General features: G+C 40.4%; 17 protein-coding genes. All 17 read right to left on the minus strand.

Features of this window, described 5'->3' with window-relative positions; all coding sequences use genetic code 11:
- Positions 1-12: 12 nt before the first annotated feature.
- The 17 genes from ACYQ1I_RS16995 to ACYQ1I_RS17075 all read right to left on the minus strand — a co-directional run bounded on the left by ACYQ1I_RS16995 (position 13) and on the right by ACYQ1I_RS17075 (position 17791).
- Entirely contained in the window at positions 13-390 is a 378-nt protein-coding gene (locus ACYQ1I_RS16995) for a (2Fe-2S) ferredoxin domain-containing protein (protein WP_459767444.1), read from the minus strand.
- A 1-nt stretch (position 391) separates the two neighbouring features.
- Positions 392-913, minus strand: coding sequence for an NADH-quinone oxidoreductase subunit NuoE (gene nuoE / locus ACYQ1I_RS17000; RefSeq protein WP_459767446.1), 522 nt, complete (start codon positions 911-913; stop codon positions 392-394).
- 148 nt (positions 914-1061) lie between these two features.
- Positions 1062-1442, minus strand: coding sequence for a RidA family protein (locus ACYQ1I_RS17005; protein WP_459767448.1), 381 nt, complete (start codon positions 1440-1442; stop codon positions 1062-1064).
- Between the two features lie 12 nt (positions 1443-1454).
- Entirely contained in the window at positions 1455-2102 is a 648-nt protein-coding gene (locus ACYQ1I_RS17010) for a helix-turn-helix transcriptional regulator (protein WP_459767450.1), read from the minus strand.
- 10 nt (positions 2103-2112) lie between these two features.
- Positions 2113-4575: a leucine--tRNA ligase gene (gene leuS / locus ACYQ1I_RS17015; RefSeq protein ID WP_459767452.1), complete on the minus strand. Its 2463-nt coding sequence runs from the start codon at positions 4573-4575 to the stop codon at positions 2113-2115.
- A 307-nt stretch (positions 4576-4882) separates the two neighbouring features.
- Complete coding sequence (gene rsfS, locus ACYQ1I_RS17020; protein ID WP_459767454.1) at positions 4883-5251, minus strand: ribosome silencing factor; 369 nt, start codon at positions 5249-5251, stop codon at positions 4883-4885.
- A 14-nt stretch (positions 5252-5265) separates the two neighbouring features.
- Positions 5266-6264, minus strand: a complete 999-nt coding sequence (locus ACYQ1I_RS17025) for a calcium/sodium antiporter (RefSeq protein ID WP_459767456.1) — start codon at positions 6262-6264, stop codon at positions 5266-5268.
- 145 nt (positions 6265-6409) lie between these two features.
- Positions 6410-7600, minus strand: a complete 1191-nt coding sequence (locus ACYQ1I_RS17030; protein WP_459767458.1) for an LCP family protein — start codon at positions 7598-7600, stop codon at positions 6410-6412.
- A 1-nt stretch (position 7601) separates the two neighbouring features.
- Positions 7602-8186, minus strand: a complete 585-nt coding sequence (gene yqeK / locus ACYQ1I_RS17035; RefSeq protein WP_459767460.1) for a bis(5'-nucleosyl)-tetraphosphatase (symmetrical) YqeK — start codon at positions 8184-8186, stop codon at positions 7602-7604.
- Between the two features lie 12 nt (positions 8187-8198).
- Complete coding sequence (nadD, locus tag ACYQ1I_RS17040) at positions 8199-8840, minus strand: nicotinate-nucleotide adenylyltransferase (protein WP_459767462.1); 642 nt, start codon at positions 8838-8840, stop codon at positions 8199-8201.
- Between the two features lie 150 nt (positions 8841-8990).
- On the minus strand, positions 8991-10676 hold the full coding sequence (locus ACYQ1I_RS17045; RefSeq protein ID WP_459767464.1) for a glutamine--tRNA ligase/YqeY domain fusion protein: 1686 nt from the start codon (positions 10674-10676) through the stop codon (positions 8991-8993).
- A gap of 119 nt (positions 10677-10795) precedes the next feature.
- Positions 10796-12124 (minus strand): histidine--tRNA ligase, encoded by a 1329-nt coding sequence (gene hisS / locus ACYQ1I_RS17050; protein ID WP_459767466.1) that lies wholly within the window; start codon positions 12122-12124, stop codon positions 10796-10798.
- 37 nt (positions 12125-12161) lie between these two features.
- Positions 12162-13472 (minus strand): B12-binding domain-containing radical SAM protein, encoded by a 1311-nt coding sequence (locus ACYQ1I_RS17055; RefSeq protein ID WP_459767468.1) that lies wholly within the window; start codon positions 13470-13472, stop codon positions 12162-12164.
- Positions 13473-13525: 53 nt separating this feature from the next.
- Entirely contained in the window at positions 13526-14284 is a 759-nt protein-coding gene (locus tag ACYQ1I_RS17060) for a flavodoxin family protein (RefSeq protein WP_459767470.1), read from the minus strand.
- 225 nt (positions 14285-14509) lie between these two features.
- Complete coding sequence (locus tag ACYQ1I_RS17065) at positions 14510-15955, minus strand: DUF6382 domain-containing protein (protein ID WP_459767472.1); 1446 nt, start codon at positions 15953-15955, stop codon at positions 14510-14512.
- Positions 15956-15965: 10 nt separating this feature from the next.
- On the minus strand, positions 15966-16586 hold the full coding sequence (locus tag ACYQ1I_RS17070; RefSeq protein WP_459767474.1) for a prepilin peptidase: 621 nt from the start codon (positions 16584-16586) through the stop codon (positions 15966-15968).
- Positions 16587-16597: 11 nt separating this feature from the next.
- Entirely contained in the window at positions 16598-17791 is a 1194-nt protein-coding gene (locus ACYQ1I_RS17075; protein ID WP_459767476.1) for an endonuclease toxin domain-containing protein, read from the minus strand.
- Positions 17792-17798: the final 7 nt, after the last annotated feature.

The following is a 17798-nucleotide window of genomic DNA, read 5'->3' on the forward strand; positions in this document are numbered from 1 at the left end:
TCCTGCTAGGTTTTAATATTGAGTATTTGCCTCAACTGTTAATTCCTCTAATATCTCTCCCTTAACCAAATGTCTTTCAACAATTTCCTTTGCCTTCTGGGCCGTTACTCTGCCATAGACCACCGGTTCCTTCCCCGGTACCTCAATCTGCACCTGAGGCTCTGCATAGCATTGACCCATACACCCTACCTGCACTACATAAACATTTTCCAGCTTAAAATCAGAAATGGCCTCTATCAAAGCCTGTAGCGTCTGCCGAGCCCCCTGGGCAATCCCGCAGGTTCCCATTCCCACCATCACTTTAATATCATCCTGCTCTCCCAGCTGCCTCACGTTGATTTTTTTTAGCGCCCTTTCTCTGATTTCCTTTAACTCCTCCAGAGATTTCATACTAGTTCTTCCCCCTTCCGTGCTGTTCCAATATTCCTGATAATTCCTCCGGTTTAACTCTTCCATAGACCTTGTCATCTACCATTAGAACCGGAGCAAGGCCGCATGCTCCAATACAACGAACTCCATTGAGGGTAAATTTACCGTCCTTGGTGGTTTCCCCTGAGGTTATTTCAAGTTGACTGTTAAGTTCATCCAGTAGCTTACCTGCTCCCTTCACAAAGCAGGCTGTCCCTGTACAAACATTGATTAGCTTTTCCCCCCGAGGCTTATCATTAAAGTAATTATAAAAGCTGACTACACCATAAACCTTCGCTCCTGAAATTCCCAAGGCCCTGGCAACATAAAGCTGTACATCCCGGGGCAAATAACCAAAAATATCCTGAGCTTTATGTAAAACCTGAATTAGCGTCCCTTCTTTCTCAGGTAAGCGATCGATATAATCCTTTAACTCTTGATATTTTTCGTTGGGCAGCTTCCGTTCCTGATTATTTTTAGGCTGTAGCTTTATCGAATCTGACATATTCCTTCTTCCTTTCTCAGCTTCCTTAATTTCACTTATATTTTTCATAATCATACCAATTCTTATGCATATTTACATAAAAAAGCTATTCAATCCTTAGATCGAATAGCTTTTAAAAAAAAATATTTGATTAAATTTTATTTCTTATCTACTCAATTACAGCAATAGCCTCTATTTCAACCCTTACATCCTTTGGCAGCCTTGAAACCTCAACGCATGCCCTGGCAGGTTTATTATCTGTGAAGTAACTGGCATAAACCTCGTTGATTTGTCCAAATTCGTTCATGTCCTTGATAAAGACGCTGGTTTTTACCACATCATTGAAAGAGAAGCCGCCTTCCTCAAGAATTGCTTTTAAATTCTCCAGGCATTGCCTTGTTTGTTCTTTAATATCCTGTGAGACCAATTCCATGGTTTCTGGAACAAAGGGAATTTGACCGGAAACAAACAGCATATTACCCACCTGTACTGCCTGGGAATAGGGGCCAATGGCAGCCGGCGCCTTGACTGTGTTAACAACCTTTCTCATAGAATTCCTCCTTTATCCATTTACTCTTATTTCATCTAAATAATTATAAATTGTATACCGAGAAACACATAAAATTTTAGCCACATAATCAATTGCACCTTTAATTAAAAAGGCTCCTTGATCGTCCAGCTTCTTAACAATATTCACCTTTTCCTCCTTGTTCATATAGGCCACAGGCTTACCAAAGGCATCAAGGGTTTCTGATACGATATTCATTAGTACATCATTTACATTATTAGCAATGAAGTCCCCCATGGATGCCTCTACCTTTGAATCAGTTAAAATCAGCTCCTCCAGGGACTTTTGAGCTACAACAAATTCTGAAATATCAATGTTTATACAGAGGCAGCCGATAATCTCATTTTCCTCATTGCGAATAAACATGGTTGAAGATTTCAAAACTCTGCCGTCAGAACTTTTATTTCTATAGTTTAAAATATTATCAGCATTTTTTCCCTTCCGTACCGCCTTTAAACCTACATCCAACATGGGGCTGCCCACCGAACGACCTGTAACATGTCCATTGTAAATGGCAATGATTGATTTTTTTGATTCAGATATTTCATGTAAAACAACTTCGCAATTTTTCCCAAAGGTCCGTGCAATTCCTTCTACCATGGGAATCATGCCTTTTAAAATTGGATGCAGTGTTTTTGCCATTTTATCCCCCCTATCGAATTACAATGTTAACCAGCTTCTTAGGAACAGTTATAACTTTTACTATTTCTGATCCCGCCAGTATAGCTTTAATTTTTTCATTTTCCATTGCTATCTTTTCCATTTCATCCTTGGAAGCTTCGGCCGGTATGGTAACTTTATCCTTAAGCTTTCCATTGATTTGAATCACGACTTCGATTTCATCCTTTATCAAGGCACTGGTATCAAATTCGGGCCATTTTAATTGATGAATGCTTCCCTTGCCATCTATAAGCTGCCACAATTCCTCAGTTATATGGGGCGCAAAGGGTGCCAATAAAACAATAACCGTTGAAATCCCCTCTTTTAATAACTCCCCATTGATTGTAGCTTTATTGCTTTCCTTATACCTGTAAAGCTCATTCACCAATTCCATAATACCACTAATGGCAGTATTAAAGTTAAATCTGCCTTCAATATCTTCTGTTACCCGTTTTATAGTGTGATGAATCATATATTTCAAATTTTTGTCTTCTTTGGATTCCCCTGTAGCCTTTCCTGAGAACAAATCATTTTCCTTTGCTTCATCCACCAGACGCCACACTCTGTTTAAGAAACGGTAGCACCCTTCGACTCCCTGGTCACTCCACTCCAGGTCTCTTTCAGGAGGCGCTGCAAATAAAACAAATAAACGGGCAGTGTCGGCACCATATTTTTGTATAATTTCCTCGGGACTTACAACATTTCCTTTGGATTTCGACATCTTGGCCCCATCCTTCAGTACCATTCCCTGGGTAAGGAGGTTCTTAAAGGGCTCCTTCAATTCCACATAGCCTAAATCGTTAATTACCTTAGTGAAGAAGCGGGCATACAAAAGATGTAAAATGGCATGCTCTACTCCACCTATATACTGATCCACCGGCATCCAATAGCGAATTTTTTCTTTATCAAAGGGTAATGCTTCGTTTTTGGGATCAGCATATCTTAAGAAATACCAGGAGGAATCTACGAAGGTATCCATTGTATCCAATTCTCGTTTTCCTGGCTTACCGCATTTAGGGCATGGTGCATGAATAAAGGATTCACTGGTGGCCAGGGGGGATAAGCCCTTGCCGGTAAATTGAATATCGGTTGGCAGCTTAACTGGAAGCTCTTCCTCCTTAACAGGTACTGTACCACATTCCTCACAATAGATTACAGGAATAGGAACTCCCCAATAGCGTTGTCTTGATAGAAGCCAGTCCCGAAGCCGATAGCTTACAGTCTTTTTTCCCACACCAAGGGACTCTAGTTTTTCACTGATCTTTTTATAGGCTTCTTGATTGCTTAAGCCGTTAAATTCCTGTGAATTAACCATTATACCGTTTCCATCATAGGCCGTATTTTCATCTGCATTATCCTTTTCTGCTGGCTCAATGACGGGGGTTATTTTTATATTGTACTTTTTAGCAAAATCCATGTCCCGCTGGTCATGGGCAGGCACCGCCATAATAGCACCTGTTCCGTAGTCAATTAGAACATAATTTGCAATATAGATGGGAATTAACTCACCAGAAAGAGGATTTTTACAATATCGTCCTATAAATAATCCTTCCTTTTCAATTTCTGTAGAGGTTCTTTCAATATCAGACATATGCTGAAGCTTATCCACCAATTCCTTAACCGGTGCTTCATATTCTGTTCCTGCTGTCAATTCAGCTACAAAGGGATGCTCCGGTGCCAATACCATATAGGTTGCACCATAGATTGTATCGGGTCTGGTGGTGAAAACCCTAAGGGAATGGTTATAGCCTTCAATGGGGAAATCAATCTCAGCACCTTCGCTCTTCCCGATCCAATTTTTTTGCATGGTTTTCACCTTTTCAGGCCATCCATCCAAGGTTTCAATATCTTCAAGAAGGGTTTCGGCATAGTCGGTAATTTTAAAATACCATTGGTTCAGCAGTTTTTTTCCAACCTTGCTATCACAGCGTTCACAATGGCCCCCTACGGCCTGCTCGTTGGCCAGTACTGTTTCACAGGAGGGGCACCAGTTGACCCTCGATTCCTTTTTATAAGCCAGTCCCTTTTCGTAAAATTTCAAAAACAACCATTGGGTCCATTTATAATAATCCTCATTACAGGTGGCAACCTCTCGATTCCAATCATAGCTTAGTCCCAGCGTATTTAGTTGTTCCTTCATTTCCTGAATGTTTTTCTTTGTCCAGATATCTGGGTGAATACCGTGCTTAATAGCGGCATTTTCAGCCGGCAAGCCAAAGGCGTCCCACCCCATGGGGTGCAGTACATTAAAGCCACGCATTTGCTTGAAACGAGCCACCACGTCACCTATGGAGTAGTTTCTCACATGGCCCATATGTATTTTCCCTGACGGGTAGGGAAACATCTCTAAAACATAATATTTGGGCTTTTCATTTTCTCCCGTTTCATAGGCCCTGGTATCGGCCCAATATTTTTGCCATTTGGCTTCGATTTCATTAAATTGATAATTACCCATACGATTCCTCCTCAAATTTGTTTCTAAATACAAAAAACTTCCTGGTCAACATAGGGACGAGCTAAAGCCCGCGGTACCACCCTAATTGACAGAAAGTCCACTTTTACGGTTGATATAGGAACCCCTCCTAGGGCTTTTTAAACAGGCAAGTTCAGCAGTTTTCCCTATCGGTTCGCACCAACCACCGACTCTCTTAAAGGACTTCATGCCTACTACTCCTTTGACCCTGAAAAACTATGAAATTAACAACACCTACCCTTAAGCGAAGTGTTGTTTTTATTTTTTTGTTAAGTTAGTTTATATAACATTATAAATCATTTTTCTCAATTTTGTCAATATTAACCGTTAAGGCATCACGCCAGATTCTTTCTATATTATAGAAGGCTCGATCTTCTTCATGGAATAGATGAACCACCACATCACCATAGTCCATTAAAATCCATCGTGCTGTATGGTACCCTTCCTTATGAGACAGGTTTACCCCTATTTTGGTCAATTGATCTTCAACTTCATCGGCAATGGCCTTCACTTGTCTGCTGGAGGCAGCACTGGCAATGACAAAATAATCGCAAATGGAGCTGACCTTTGACAAATCTAGTACAATAATATCTTCTCCTAGTTTATCTTCAATATGATATACAATTCGTTTAACTAAATCAAATGCAGTTTTTTCCATATAATTCCTCCCGTTTACATAAATAATCTTGCCAGAATAAATAAATAAGCACAATAAATGCCTAATATTATAGCCCCTAAAATCCGATTTATTTTACTAAATACAATCCCCCCCAGCACCAATATCGCTATCAATATGGCAGCAACCGGTAAATCAAAATAAAGGGTTTGAGGTATATTGTATATGGTTGCCCCCAGCATAACATTCTGGTAGCTGATCACAATGCCAGGATTGCTTAGCTTGGAGGATATCCCAATTACCATCAGTAAATTCAAAATACTTGCTCCTATAATATTACCCACCGATATCCCCTGCTGTTTTTTTACAACGGCAGAAATGGCGGTAATTAATTCAGGCAGCGATGTGCCCAGGGCAATGAGGGTAAGGCTGACTATCTGTTCGGGTATGCCAATAATCTGAGCCAATACAACGCCCTGGGTGACCAGCAGTCGAGCTCCGCCTATAACAAATAGAGCTCCGCCTAAGAATTTTAATATATGATGCCCCGGGGCTCCCTTACTATTGTAGTTAACAGATTCCCTATTGGGAAGCCGGTTGCTGTGCTTTAATTCAATAATATTTAAACCAATGTAGATTGCGAAAAAAATTAGAAATACAGTTCCTTCTCTGGGGGTAATCATGCGATTGGCTGCTGTAAAAAAAAGCAATAAGCAGCTTATTATCATGAATATTCCCTTAATGGAAAAGGTACTGCGTTGAATCTTAACGGGTGTCAGTACCGCTGTCAGTCCCAATATGAGGCCTATGTTACAAATAACTGATCCAACCACATTGCCGATGGCCACGTCATAAAACCGCTGATAGGTGGCTATGGTAGACACCAATAGCTCTGGCAGGGTGGTGGCAATGCTGACAACGGTGGCTCCTATTATTACATTGGGAATACCGGTTACCTTTGCCAGCCAAATTGCCGATTCCACAAACCAATCGCCGCCCTTAATGGTCATACCCAGGCCAAGTAAAAATAGCATCGAAACAATCAATGTCTCCATATTATCCCCCTAATGCTGTGATTTATGAAATGGATCACAACTTAGTACGCTGCATCATTTAAATGACGCTAGGTACTAGAACCATATCGATATAAATATATTGATATCATTCAAATATATGTCAGGGGATTAATATGAATTTAGCTTAATTCGCCAAGTCACTGCCTACAATTAATCTTATTGTTGAATCTGAAGGGGTTTCCTTTTCCCTTAAATCCTTTATTTTAAACAGACTTGCCACCTTTTTAGCCTGTTTTTCAAAGCCCTTTGGATATTCTATAAAGGACGACGCTACATTACTGCTTTCATAATTGTCTATCGAGCTAACCTGAATACCCTCTTTTTCAAGAAGCCCTTGATATTTTGCAGCAATTCCAGAGACACCACAGCCATTTAATACAGTCACATCAAAGCCTTTTTCTATTTCTCCTACTAAATAGCTGTTGCGCATATTCCGTACTTCAGCTTCATCGGCTACATAATAAGATACATTCCCTATATACTTGGAGGTACCCGGCAGGGTCAGCTTAATCATTTCCTCATTGTTAAAGCCAGCCAGCTTGGTACCCAAGCTAAGCATTTTTGTTTTAGGAAGGTCAGTGTCAACATTGCTGTAGAATATATCAATTAACTGCGGGATCTTAGGGATCACTGAGGGTGACAATACTTTATCCTTCAAGGCTTGAACAAACTGCTGCTGAGCCTCTATTCGTCCTAGATCCTGATTGGCATATCCCTTTCGAAATCGTAGAAAGTGAACAGCGTTTTTGCCGTCCAATACCTGCAGCCCTTTCTTAATATTAATATGAAGGGGCGGATCATCATAAGGATCATCATATTTCATGTTCATGGGAACATCTATTTCGACCCCCCCCAGGGCATCTACCACCTCTTCTACAGCATGATAGTTTATTCTGACATAGTAATCAATTTCTATTCCCAATAATCCCTCGACGGTTTCCAGCAAAAGCTCAGGGCCCCCATAGGCATGGGAATGATTAATTTTTTCCTGGGAGCTTCTTCCCGATATGGGCACCCGAGTATCCCTGGGAATAGAGAGAAGTACAGGGTTTTTCCCGGCTCCGTCAACGCTTAAAAGCATAATGGTATCTGATCTGCGTTTCTCTACCTTTTCAGGATTATCTGCATCAATACCAAATACTAATATATTGATTCTTTCCTTTCGGTTGCCAAAAATATTCAGTGGGTTTAATATTCCTCCGCCTGAACCATTAAAGCCTCCTGCCATTAATAAATTGGTCATGGCCCCAGCGCCTATAAAAAATATGGCCCCAAGGAAAATCAATAACCAGAACCTTTTTCTTATTTTTCTCATGCTATCTAGCTCCTTCAATGGTTTTTAAGATTTCATTCCTAGCATGGATTGTATTGGGGTGAAGGGGTTTTCCTATCCTTATCACATAGACGATTGTATTATCAAAAGCCCTCAAAACGGCTCTGTCAAGACTTTCCTCTGCCAACTGCCTTAAATCATCCACCCCTGGATAATCCCTTCCTACCTCGATAAAATCTGCTAAATAGATGATTTTTTCAAGAATACCCATTTTGACATTACCAGTGGTATGATTTTCTATGGCTTTAATAATACTTTCATTTTGAATTCCAAACGCTGCTTTGGCAATATGGGCTCCTACCTTGCCATGAAGCAGTTCATGGGCCTCCATCAAAACTTCATCAACCTTCAGCTGGTTAACTTTAATGTACTCCTTTAGCTCAGCCTCTGAAAAATCCTTTGCATAATCATGAAGTAAAGCGGCTATTCGAGCTTCCTCTGGATTTGCGCCATATTTGTCGGCTAAGTAAATGGCAGCATCTACTACCCCCATGGTATGGTCATATCGTTTGGGATTAATTACCTCTTTAAGTTTCCTTTCGATTGCTTCAATTAACTTTTTATCCATATAACTCCCCCCTTACTCTTTGTACAGGTCATGCTTATGTATATAAGCTTCTACCCCCGGGGGAACCATGTACTTGATATTCTTTCCCTTTCGTACCCGGTCTCTGATATCGGTCGATGAAATTTCCAGGGTAGGAATGGCTAATTTTATTATATCTCCCTTATACTCATTCGTAAAATATTCAATTTTTTCGTCCAGCTTCCGATTGTCAAAATTTCCCCTTGTGACAATGACCAGATTGATTAACTTAAGCAGCTCACGATAATCCTTCCAGCCCTCTATTTCCATAAAAACATCAGTTCCAATAATGAAATAAAGGGCCGTATCGACAGGGTTTTCTGAGATAAGCTGTCGTACTGTGTCTATAGTATAGGAATAGCCGGACCGTTGTATTTCCACACTTGAAACATCAAAATATAGATTATCAGCCGTAGCAATTTCAGTCATGACACCTCGATGATAGGCTTCTGTAACAGATTCCTTCTCTTTAAAGGGCGATATTCTATTGGGAATAAACAAAATTTTATTCAGCTGAAGCGCCTCCAGAACAATTTGGGCAATAAAAAGATGTCCGTTATGAATGGGGTCAAAGGTACCGCCCAATATTCCATAACGTTTCTTCCCTGCCTGTTTATTACAATCGATTGAATTCATTTTTGCACCTCTTTTGCTTTATTTCAGCGGCATCTATAATATTCTAACAAATATTGTTCTTCTGATAAAGGGAAAATATTTCATTTATTAGATTTTCTACTTAAAAACGAAGGAAAAAATCCGAAGCATGATTTGCCTCGGATCACTCACTTATTTTTTGTTTAGTTTAGCCCAGGTATCCCTTAAGGAAACAATACGGTTAAATACAGGAGCCCCTTCCTTTGAATCTACCGGGTCTACAGAAAAATAACCATGTCTCATAAACTGGTACTTACTGCCCTTGGCAGCCATTTTTAGACTAGGCTCAACAACAGCCTTCATCACTTGAATGGAATTGGGATTCACATTAGATAAAAAGTCGTTTTCCAAACTGTCTTCTGCCTCTTCATCAAGCAGTAAGGGTTCAAAAAGTCTGACCTCTGCAGGAATTCCGTGGCTGGCTGAAACCCAGTGAAGGGTTCCCTTAACTTTTTTGCCGCTGGTGTTACTGCCACTTTTCGTGTCAGGATCATAGGTACATCTAAGCTCCAAAATTTCACCGGTCTTTTCATCCTTGATAACCTGTTCACATTTGATAATGTAGGCATGCTTAAGTCGTACTTCGTTTCCTGGGAAAAGTCGGAAATATTTTTTAGGCGGATTTTCCATAAAATCCTCTTGCTCTATATAAATTTCTCTGGAGAAGAGTATAGTTCTAGTTCCCATTTCAGGATTTTCTGGATTATTTTCAGCTATTAGCTCTTCAACCTGCCCCTCCGGATAATTTTCAATAACCACCTTAAGGGGCTTTAAGACCGCCATAACCCTGGAAGCCTTGGTATTAAGGTCTTCCCTGATACAATGCTCAAGCATAGCAATATCAACCACACTGTTACTTTTGGCCACTCCAATTCTGTCACAGAAGTCACGAATGGCCTCCGGTGTATAGCCTCTTCTCCTAAATCCACTGATGGTAGGCATTCTTGGGTCATCCCAGCCTGATACCAGCCCCTCCTCCACCAGCCTTCGGAGCTTTCGCTTACTCATGACGGTGTCACTTAAATTTAACCGAGCAAATTCTATTTGCTGAGGTTTGGCCTCAACCTTACAATTTTCAATAAACCAATTGTACAGCGGTCGATGATCTTCAAATTCCAGGGTGCAAATTGAATGGGTAATTCCTTCAAAGGCATCTGACAGGGGATGGGCATAGTCATACATTGGATAAATACACCATTGGTCGCCGGTCCGATGGTGATGGGCCCTTAAAATCCGATACATGACCGGGTCCCTCATATTCAAATTAGGCGAGCTCATATCAATTTTAGCCCGGAGTACCCTGCTGCCATCTTCAAATTCACCTGCCCTCATCCTCTCAAAAAGCTTCAGGTTTTCTTCAATGGAGCGGTTTCGATGGGGGCTTTCCTTCCCCGGCTCTGTCAAGGTTCCCCTGTACTGCCTCATCTCTTCGGGAGACAGATCGCACACATAAGCCTTACCATCCTTAATTAACTGAACTGCCAGCTGATACAATCTTTCAAAGTAGTCTGAAGCAAAGTACAAACGATCCTCCCAGTCAAAGCCTAACCATTTAATATCTTCTTTAATTGATTCAACATACTCTACCTCTTCTTTACTGGGGTTTGTGTCATCCAGCCGTAAATTACATAATCCGTTAAATTTTTCTGCCAGTCCAAAATTTAAGCAAATTGACTTAGCATGGCCTATATGGAGATATCCGTTGGGCTCCGGCGGAAATCGTGTATGAACCCGAGAATCATTACGATTATTTTTCAGGTCATCATTTATTAAATTAATAATAAAATTAGATTGAACTGGATTATTCGGTGTTGTCATGAAATGACCTCCTCTTTTGCATGTAGTACTATTATTTAACAATTATATTTGATAAAGTCCGCTACATCAAGGAAAATTTACTAAATTATCATCTTCTGGGTCAATGGCCTCACCAATACCTATTCTTTATTTTGAGATTCAATGAGACCTATGGCCTCCTCAAGACTAAGGCTTTTCTGTTCGCCCGATGACATTTCCTTGAGGGATACCCGATTCTTCTCGGTTTCATCTTCACCAATGATAATTACATAGGGTATTCCCTGCTTATTGGCATAGTTCAGCTTCTTTTTAAATTTTCCATCCTCCAGGTATATTTCCGTAATGATTCCCGCTTTCCTTAAACCATTCGTCACCTTTAAACCATATTTCATACTTCCCTCATCCATTGGTACCACCAGCACCTCTGTTAGGGTGGCAGTCGCCGGCTGAATAATATTAGCCTCCCTTAGCTGATAAAATAGCCTTGTTAGACCAATTGATATTCCCACTCCAGGCAGCTTTTTGTCGGTATAATTCTCTGCCAGGCTTTCATATCGCCCTCCGGAGCAAACACTACCAATCTCTGGATATTGATTTAAAATGGTTTCATATACCGTTCCGGTATAGTAATCCAGCCCCCTTACAATGGTGAGATCGATTTGATAGTTACGCTCCGGCACCTGGAAGGCCTCAATGGCTCCCAAAACCTGAGTTAACTCTGCTATACCCTGCTGAAAAAGATCATTTTTAAGGTCTAAGCCCCCTAAGTAATCAATAATATCCCTGGGGGTACCCTTTTGGCTAATAAAATCGACCAATCGGTCAACAGCCCTTTTCTCAAGTCCAAGGGCTTCCAGCTCCTTAATGACCGCCTCAATGCCTATTTTCTCCAGCTTATCAATAGCCCTTAAAACCTCTGGCTTCCTTTCTACCTTAATGCCTTCGAGGAATCCCTGTAAAACCTTGCGGTTATTAATTCTGATGGTAAAGTCTTCAAAATTTAGGGAAGTAAATAAGGTATAGATTACACTTAATATTTCTGCATCATTAATCACACTGAGTTTTTCATTCCCAATGATGTCAATATCACATTGATAAAATTCACGGAATCTTCCCCGCTGTGCCTTTTCTCCCCGAAAGACCTTACTGATCTGATACCTTCTGAAGGGAAAGCTCAGCTCATTATAATACTGAGCCACATATCGAGCCAGTGGTACAGTTAAATCAAACCTTAAGGCCAAATTGTTTTTACCCTTTTCAAAACGGTATATCTGCTTTTCGGTTTCTCCGCCGGCCTTGGCCAATAATATTTCTTCTTTTTCAATAACAGGCGTATCTAGAGGTACAAAGCCATGGGCTTCATAAACACCACGTATTGTGTCCATCATCTTATTAAAGAGTATTTGCTCTGCCGGCAGCAGCTCCATAAAGCCGGGTAAAATTGACGGCTTAACATAATTATTCGACATTGTATTTCCTCCTTCTGTTTTCTTCCCTTGTTATTTGTTATTTTTTATCAACTAAACTGCTATTATCCCCTTGTTGTTTCAAACTCCACCCGTAACCCAGATTGACGATTAGGTTATAAATTATATTCGTGCGGGAAGTCTTTAATCGTTTGTATATAGACTTCAAAGAATAGAATTCCCTTCTAAACCACATATATCCTTGAAATAGCTCTTGGGGAGACATATGAACCGGTTGGAAGGCTACTCTGGTCTTCCCGTTATAGTAATGCCAATCCTGAGTAATCAGTCGATTTTGTTTTTTCATTTCTTCATACACCGGAGTAAGGGGCAGGGGTGTAAGTATACTGACGGTAGCCCCATCTATTCCCAGCTCGTTACAGGCCTTCAGGGTATCCTTAAAGACCTCCCTGCCATCATGATCAAACCCAAAGACGATGCCTGCCTGAACAGCAATGCCATGGTGATGAATCAGACTAATGATATCTTTGTATTCTGCTACCCGATTAAACCCCTTGTTAACACCCTCAAGACTGTCCTCTGAAAAGGATTCTATCCCAACAAAAAAATAAATACAGCCTGCCTCTTGGGCCAGGGTTAAGAGCTCTTTGTCTTTACATCGATCTAAGCTTACCTGGGCAGCCCATTTTTTATTCATTCCCTTTAACCTTCTAAATAGTTCCTTGGCAAATTCAATATCTCCCAATAGATTATCGTCCCAGAATACAAAAAATCGTGATTTAATAGCAGCAATATCCTTAATTATCTCTTGAAGGGGCCTGGTTCGATAGGCGTCACAGTATATCTGCTTCAAATTGCAATAGCTGCATTGATAGGGGCATCCCCGGGAGGCAAATACGGCTCCCTTTGTGAAAAATCTTTTTTTGATTAAATCCCTCCTGGGTATTGGAATATGATCAAGGCTGGGGACATTTTTACAGCGATACAGGGATTTTGCCCTACCTTGTTGAAAATCAGTTAAAAACTGTGGCCAGGTCTCTTCAGCTTCTCCTATAATCAGATAATCACAATAAGCCTGGGCTTCCTGGGGCAGCAGGGTAACATGGGGTCCTCCCATGACTACCTTCGCCCCTTCCTGACGAAAATGGCGGGAAATTTCGTAGCAATGGGACGCATTAGGTGTATTAACAGTTATTGCAATTAAATCATATTTTTCATGATAGGGTATTTTTTGATTATATTCATCGATCAAAATGATTTCATAGTGGTCAGTATTGACAAAGGCCGCCAGATAGGGCATGGTAATCTGTATAAAATTATTAAATTGTTTTTTTCTAAACCGATTGATTTCCCTATTCTCAGGCGTGATCATCAACAGCCTTGTTTTCATTGTCAAACCTCCCAATTACGTTACAGTCTTACTAAATGATACTACGATTAACCCTATTTTATCAACCTTTTAAATGAACTGTAGACCATATTTCCCAGGGCATTCTTAAAAAAACCTATATGAACACTCGGTGCAAAGGAAGTATTGAATAAATTTTCTTTCTGCCAATAGCAATAATCTGCGTTTTTTTCGGATTTTCCTGCTTCAGCCATGGCACGCCATACATTGTAATACATGACTCTTTTGAAGCTTGGTTTACGTAATGTTTTTACGGTTAATTCTTTGTGAAAACTTTTCGCTGTATTTTTTAGTTTTTTTTGAACCTTTTCATCAATTTGATAATTCAAGCTTCTACACTCAACCGCTAATTGCCCCACCCAATTGAAGCCCCAGTGCATTAAAGTATCTCTAATGAATCCAGCGGTTTTGGTAGCGCCAGCCCCGGCGGTGGTGGCAATGACCAGCGCTTTTTTAGAAAAGAAAAGGGGCCTATGAAACCGATAGGACATATGGTCTATCCAACATTTCACAAGGGCCGAAGGCCCCAATGAGTAGACCGGTGAAGTGACAATCAATGTATCGGCCTCTTCTATTTTTTCAGCCAGTGCCTGAATACTTTCCCGATGGGGGCAATAGGCCTCTCCCTTTAGGAAGCAGCTATTACAGCCTAGGCAAAATTCCATGTCCAAATCCTTTAAAAAAACCTCCTCAAAGCTGTAATGGCCTAGTGCTTCCATTTCTTCTATTAACGCATTGGTAATTCGGTAGGTATTCCCCCTGCGTTGACTTCCATGAATCACTATACATTTCATATTATGTCCTCCTTTCAACCTGTAAAGTCCCCGGTTAAATTTCCACATAGCTTCATTGTTGTCAATCGGAATATCTGGGCTCCCAATTATTTTACTTTATGAAATAAAAGCAGAAACCTTCACAATTATTTTAGTAAGCTTAATAGTTATTCTTCCTTTACTGTTTGTTTTCCTTCAAAAAAAGAAACCCAAATCACGAAAATGAATGGGCTGATTAATTCTTTTTTATTCCTTCATGATAAAGGTAAACTCTCGATTGGCAAATTTGATATGATCTCCGTCCTTAATAGGATAATTCACATTACTATTAATTCGATTTCCATTTAAATAGGTACCGTTTTTTGAATTTAAATCCCTCAACCAGCACCCCTCTTCTAAGCAGAGAATTTCTGCATGAATTCGACTGATGGCCTTGTCGGTGATCTGAAGATCAACCTGCTCCCTCAGTTTTCCAATAATGAATGAGGGCTTATTAATTTCGACCCACTGCACCAGGCCATCCTGTACTCCCATTAATTGTGGATAATCCTGACCTCCTATTTCTACCAGCTCTGTAACGTAGCTTTCCTGAGGCATAACTGGCATATTGTCATTTACGGGTTTTTGCCTATGTTCTTCCTTCAGCGGCCCTTTACCTTTATTTTGACTCACAATTTCTTTTTTGTTCATTTTTATTGTTTTCAGCAGCTCTTTATTCTTTTTATCCTTCGGTTTTTTCAAGACTTTTTTTAATTGAAGCTTTTTAAATAGATAGATGTCCAGTACCAGAATTAAAATTCCCCACCCCAAAAGGGCTGTACTGTCAAAGGCACCTGTCTCCCTACGGAATAAAGCAGTTTCTGTAATCATTAATATTGTAATGACAAGTATGATTACCTGAATAAGGAAAAAAATTAATTTTAACCTGCTGGTTACCTGATCGTCAGGCAGCTTTTCTTCTTGGGTTTTCCCTTGAGTTTTCCCTTGAAGCTCCTGGCCTCGATTTATCTTGTTTTTTGAAGCTTTAGGAATATCTTCCTTCAATATCTCCTTCGAAGCACTAATCTCCATAAATTCTTCCTGAATTTTTACACTTCTAGTCGATAGATTTTTATCTATATCCAGCTTCAATTTCATTAGAAGCCTGTGGAAATCTCGAATTGTTAATTGGTCTTCATTAATAGCCATTAAAATTTTATGCAGCATAGAATCCTTTACTGTTTCATTGGGGTCAAGGGCTAAAATCAGCCGATTAACCAGGGCCTTCAGGTCTGTTATGGTGTTGCTTTCCTCTCTTTCATAGGGTAAATAGACCATGGATAATTCCAGGGAAGGAGTTAAATAAATATAGCTTTCATCCAATAAGTAGTTATGATAATTAAGAAGATAGGCACTGCTGTTTAACAGTGTTTGAAGTATTTCCAATAAAATATTCAATAGCTCCTGCTGCTTTAGCTTCCTTCTGTTTAAAATCATTTTTAATGGTTGCCTTGAGGTAATTTCATAATACAAAAAGTGAAGACCATCCCTTTCCCGGTGATTAAAGGGTAAGGTAGCCGGAATTGAGGAGTTCATCAGCATGGCTATTTGGTGCAGATAAATTATTTGCTCCTGAGGCCTCAATACAAGATAGCTGCCATTCATATCATTTTCATAAGAAATTTCAGATCCAAAGATTGTTGTTTCTTTCATAGACGCCCCCCTATCTAATAAATAAGATTAAAAGACTGCCAATCAATATAAAGGGTGCAAAGGGCATGGAGGTCTTTTTAGTAACCCTTTTGGTCATCAGTAATATTAAGCCGGTTAATCCACTCAGTATTGTCGCCCATAAAAGCACCTTTAATAATCCCCATAGCCCTAATAAAATTCCCAGACAGGCCAATAGCTTTACATCGCCCATTCCTAAGGCACCCTTGGTTCCGTAGGAAATTAAAGCTGTTAATCCCCCCACTGCTCCACAGGCCAACAGGGCCTCAGGTAGCCGTTGATGGGAAAAAATAATTATAAATAACAAACCAACGAGAAAGCCAATTATTAACACTCGATTGGGGATTATATGATAGCTTATATCGATTAAGCTGATTAAGGCTAAAAAGCAGATTAAAAAGGTATTCATTACCAGCCCTGTGCTCCAGCCATATGTCAGGTACAATCCCGCCATAGTTCCTCCCATGGTAAGTATTACGGGGTATTTTAGCTTTGACCTCCAATTATTTTTTGGCCTGGCATCATCAATACCAATAAAGCCTTCTTGGTTGGCCAGACACCATAGGCCATAGCCCACTATCATCCCCAGTGCCATCATCCATAATGCTTTCATTCCCTTCCTCCTTACTTGACAACAATAATTTTTATTCCAATTCCTCGGGCTCCGGCGTATTCCTTTGCATCTCTTAAATATTGTATTTGCTCATCGGAAAGGGCCACATCAGGAACCACAATGTGCAGCCTTTTTTCATGATAATCACCAGGCCCAATTTTTACTCCTTGATGACTGGCCTCTTTAAAGTTTTCCAATTCCCGAATATCGGCTGTAAGCTGGTAATAGAACTGTTTTCCCTGATTACTTTTTAAGCGGGTATCATGGGTTCGAATGGCAATGGCCCTACCATCCTCCAGGGAATCAATTTTAGGAAAGGTCTCTGCTAAATTCCTACCCAACAGTCCTTTAATTTCCCTTCCCCGCTGCATAACAGGCAGGGCCCAAACATCATAACCCGCCTCCACCACTTGATCCACCAGATCATCGGGCAAGTTGGAGCCTAATCCGGTCTTTGTGCTTTGATCAGGTAAGGCACCCTTCATCCATGGCTTCAAAACAACTCGCTGAAGCAAAGGAATTTCACCAATTACCTTTATCGGTACAGGTAAGTCTATGGCATAGGTAACTACAATATCAATTTCGCCCTGCCGGTCAAAATACTGAGACCTGCTGAGATCCAACCCTGCCCATCCATCAACGATATGAAGCTTTTGCATACGCCTTTCAATATCCCTTTCGCCGGAGGTTAACAGGTGCTTTTTCATCAGCTGCTTAACAATGGTATTCCCTACCGCTGTTTTTCCATCATCGTAAAAATCCCTTGCCATTAGGGAAATAAAACTTTTCAATTCTGCCAAGGGATTAGTTAAAATCTCTTTCCCTATCGTAGCAGTGTCCTCTAAGCTGCTTCTTATGGTTTCTATTTGGTCAAGGATTTCCGTGGGCTCCTCTTGAACCGTTGAAGCCACCTCCATCAGATCAAAGTAGGTTTTCTGGAGCTGTTCCATCCGCTCCTCGGCCTGGGCAGCACCACTATTCAAACCATGTTCTACATCCTGCTGAATTTCATAAAGGCCGCTGCTATAGTAGGCATAGCTGAAGCTCGATAATTCCTGGGCAGCCTCGGTAATAGCGTGCTGGATCAATTGCTGTGTATAGTAAACTTTACTGAAGAAACCAATTGTAATAATGCAGCATATAAGCAGCGGAAAAACAATCGCCGCCTCAACAGTTATGGAGCCCTTTGTTTTTGTATTCTTCATTGATTAA

Source organism: Alkaliphilus crotonatoxidans (genome assembly GCF_054658015.1).

Excerpts from the sequence above, each read along its gene's own strand:
- ACYQ1I_RS17030 (WP_459767458.1), bottom strand. The coding sequence starts at position 7,600 with ATGAGAAAAATAAGAAAAAGGTTCTGGTTATTGATTTTCCTTGGGGCC.
- hisS (WP_459767466.1), bottom strand. The coding sequence starts at position 12,124 with ATGTCGAATAATTATGTTAAGCCGTCAATTTTACCCGGCTTTATGGAG.
- ACYQ1I_RS17070 (WP_459767474.1), bottom strand. The coding sequence starts at position 16,586 with ATGAAAGCATTATGGATGATGGCACTGGGGATGATAGTGGGCTATGGC.
- ACYQ1I_RS17010 (WP_459767450.1), bottom strand. The coding sequence starts at position 2,102 with ATGGCAAAAACACTGCATCCAATTTTAAAAGGCATGATTCCCATGGTA.
- ACYQ1I_RS17055 (WP_459767468.1), bottom strand. The coding sequence starts at position 13,472 with ATGAAAACAAGGCTGTTGATGATCACGCCTGAGAATAGGGAAATCAAT.
- nuoE (WP_459767446.1), bottom strand. The coding sequence starts at position 913 with ATGTCAGATTCGATAAAGCTACAGCCTAAAAATAATCAGGAACGGAAG.
- ACYQ1I_RS17060 (WP_459767470.1), bottom strand. The coding sequence starts at position 14,284 with ATGAAATGTATAGTGATTCATGGAAGTCAACGCAGGGGGAATACCTAC.
- yqeK (WP_459767460.1), bottom strand. The coding sequence starts at position 8,186 with ATGGATAAAAAGTTAATTGAAGCAATCGAAAGGAAACTTAAAGAGGTA.
- leuS (WP_459767452.1), bottom strand. The coding sequence starts at position 4,575 with ATGGGTAATTATCAATTTAATGAAATCGAAGCCAAATGGCAAAAATAT.
- nadD (WP_459767462.1), bottom strand. The coding sequence starts at position 8,840 with ATGAATTCAATCGATTGTAATAAACAGGCAGGGAAGAAACGTTATGGA.
- ACYQ1I_RS17005 (WP_459767448.1), bottom strand. The coding sequence starts at position 1,442 with ATGAGAAAGGTTGTTAACACAGTCAAGGCGCCGGCTGCCATTGGCCCC.
- rsfS (WP_459767454.1), bottom strand. The coding sequence starts at position 5,251 with ATGGAAAAAACTGCATTTGATTTAGTTAAACGAATTGTATATCATATT.
- ACYQ1I_RS16995 (WP_459767444.1), bottom strand. The coding sequence starts at position 390 with ATGAAATCTCTGGAGGAGTTAAAGGAAATCAGAGAAAGGGCGCTAAAA.
- ACYQ1I_RS17065 (WP_459767472.1), bottom strand. The coding sequence starts at position 15,955 with ATGAAAGAAACAACAATCTTTGGATCTGAAATTTCTTATGAAAATGAT.
- ACYQ1I_RS17045 (WP_459767464.1), bottom strand. The coding sequence starts at position 10,676 with ATGACAACACCGAATAATCCAGTTCAATCTAATTTTATTATTAATTTA.
- ACYQ1I_RS17025 (WP_459767456.1), bottom strand. The coding sequence starts at position 6,264 with ATGGAGACATTGATTGTTTCGATGCTATTTTTACTTGGCCTGGGTATG.
- ACYQ1I_RS17075 (WP_459767476.1), bottom strand. The coding sequence starts at position 17,791 with ATGAAGAATACAAAAACAAAGGGCTCCATAACTGTTGAGGCGGCGATT.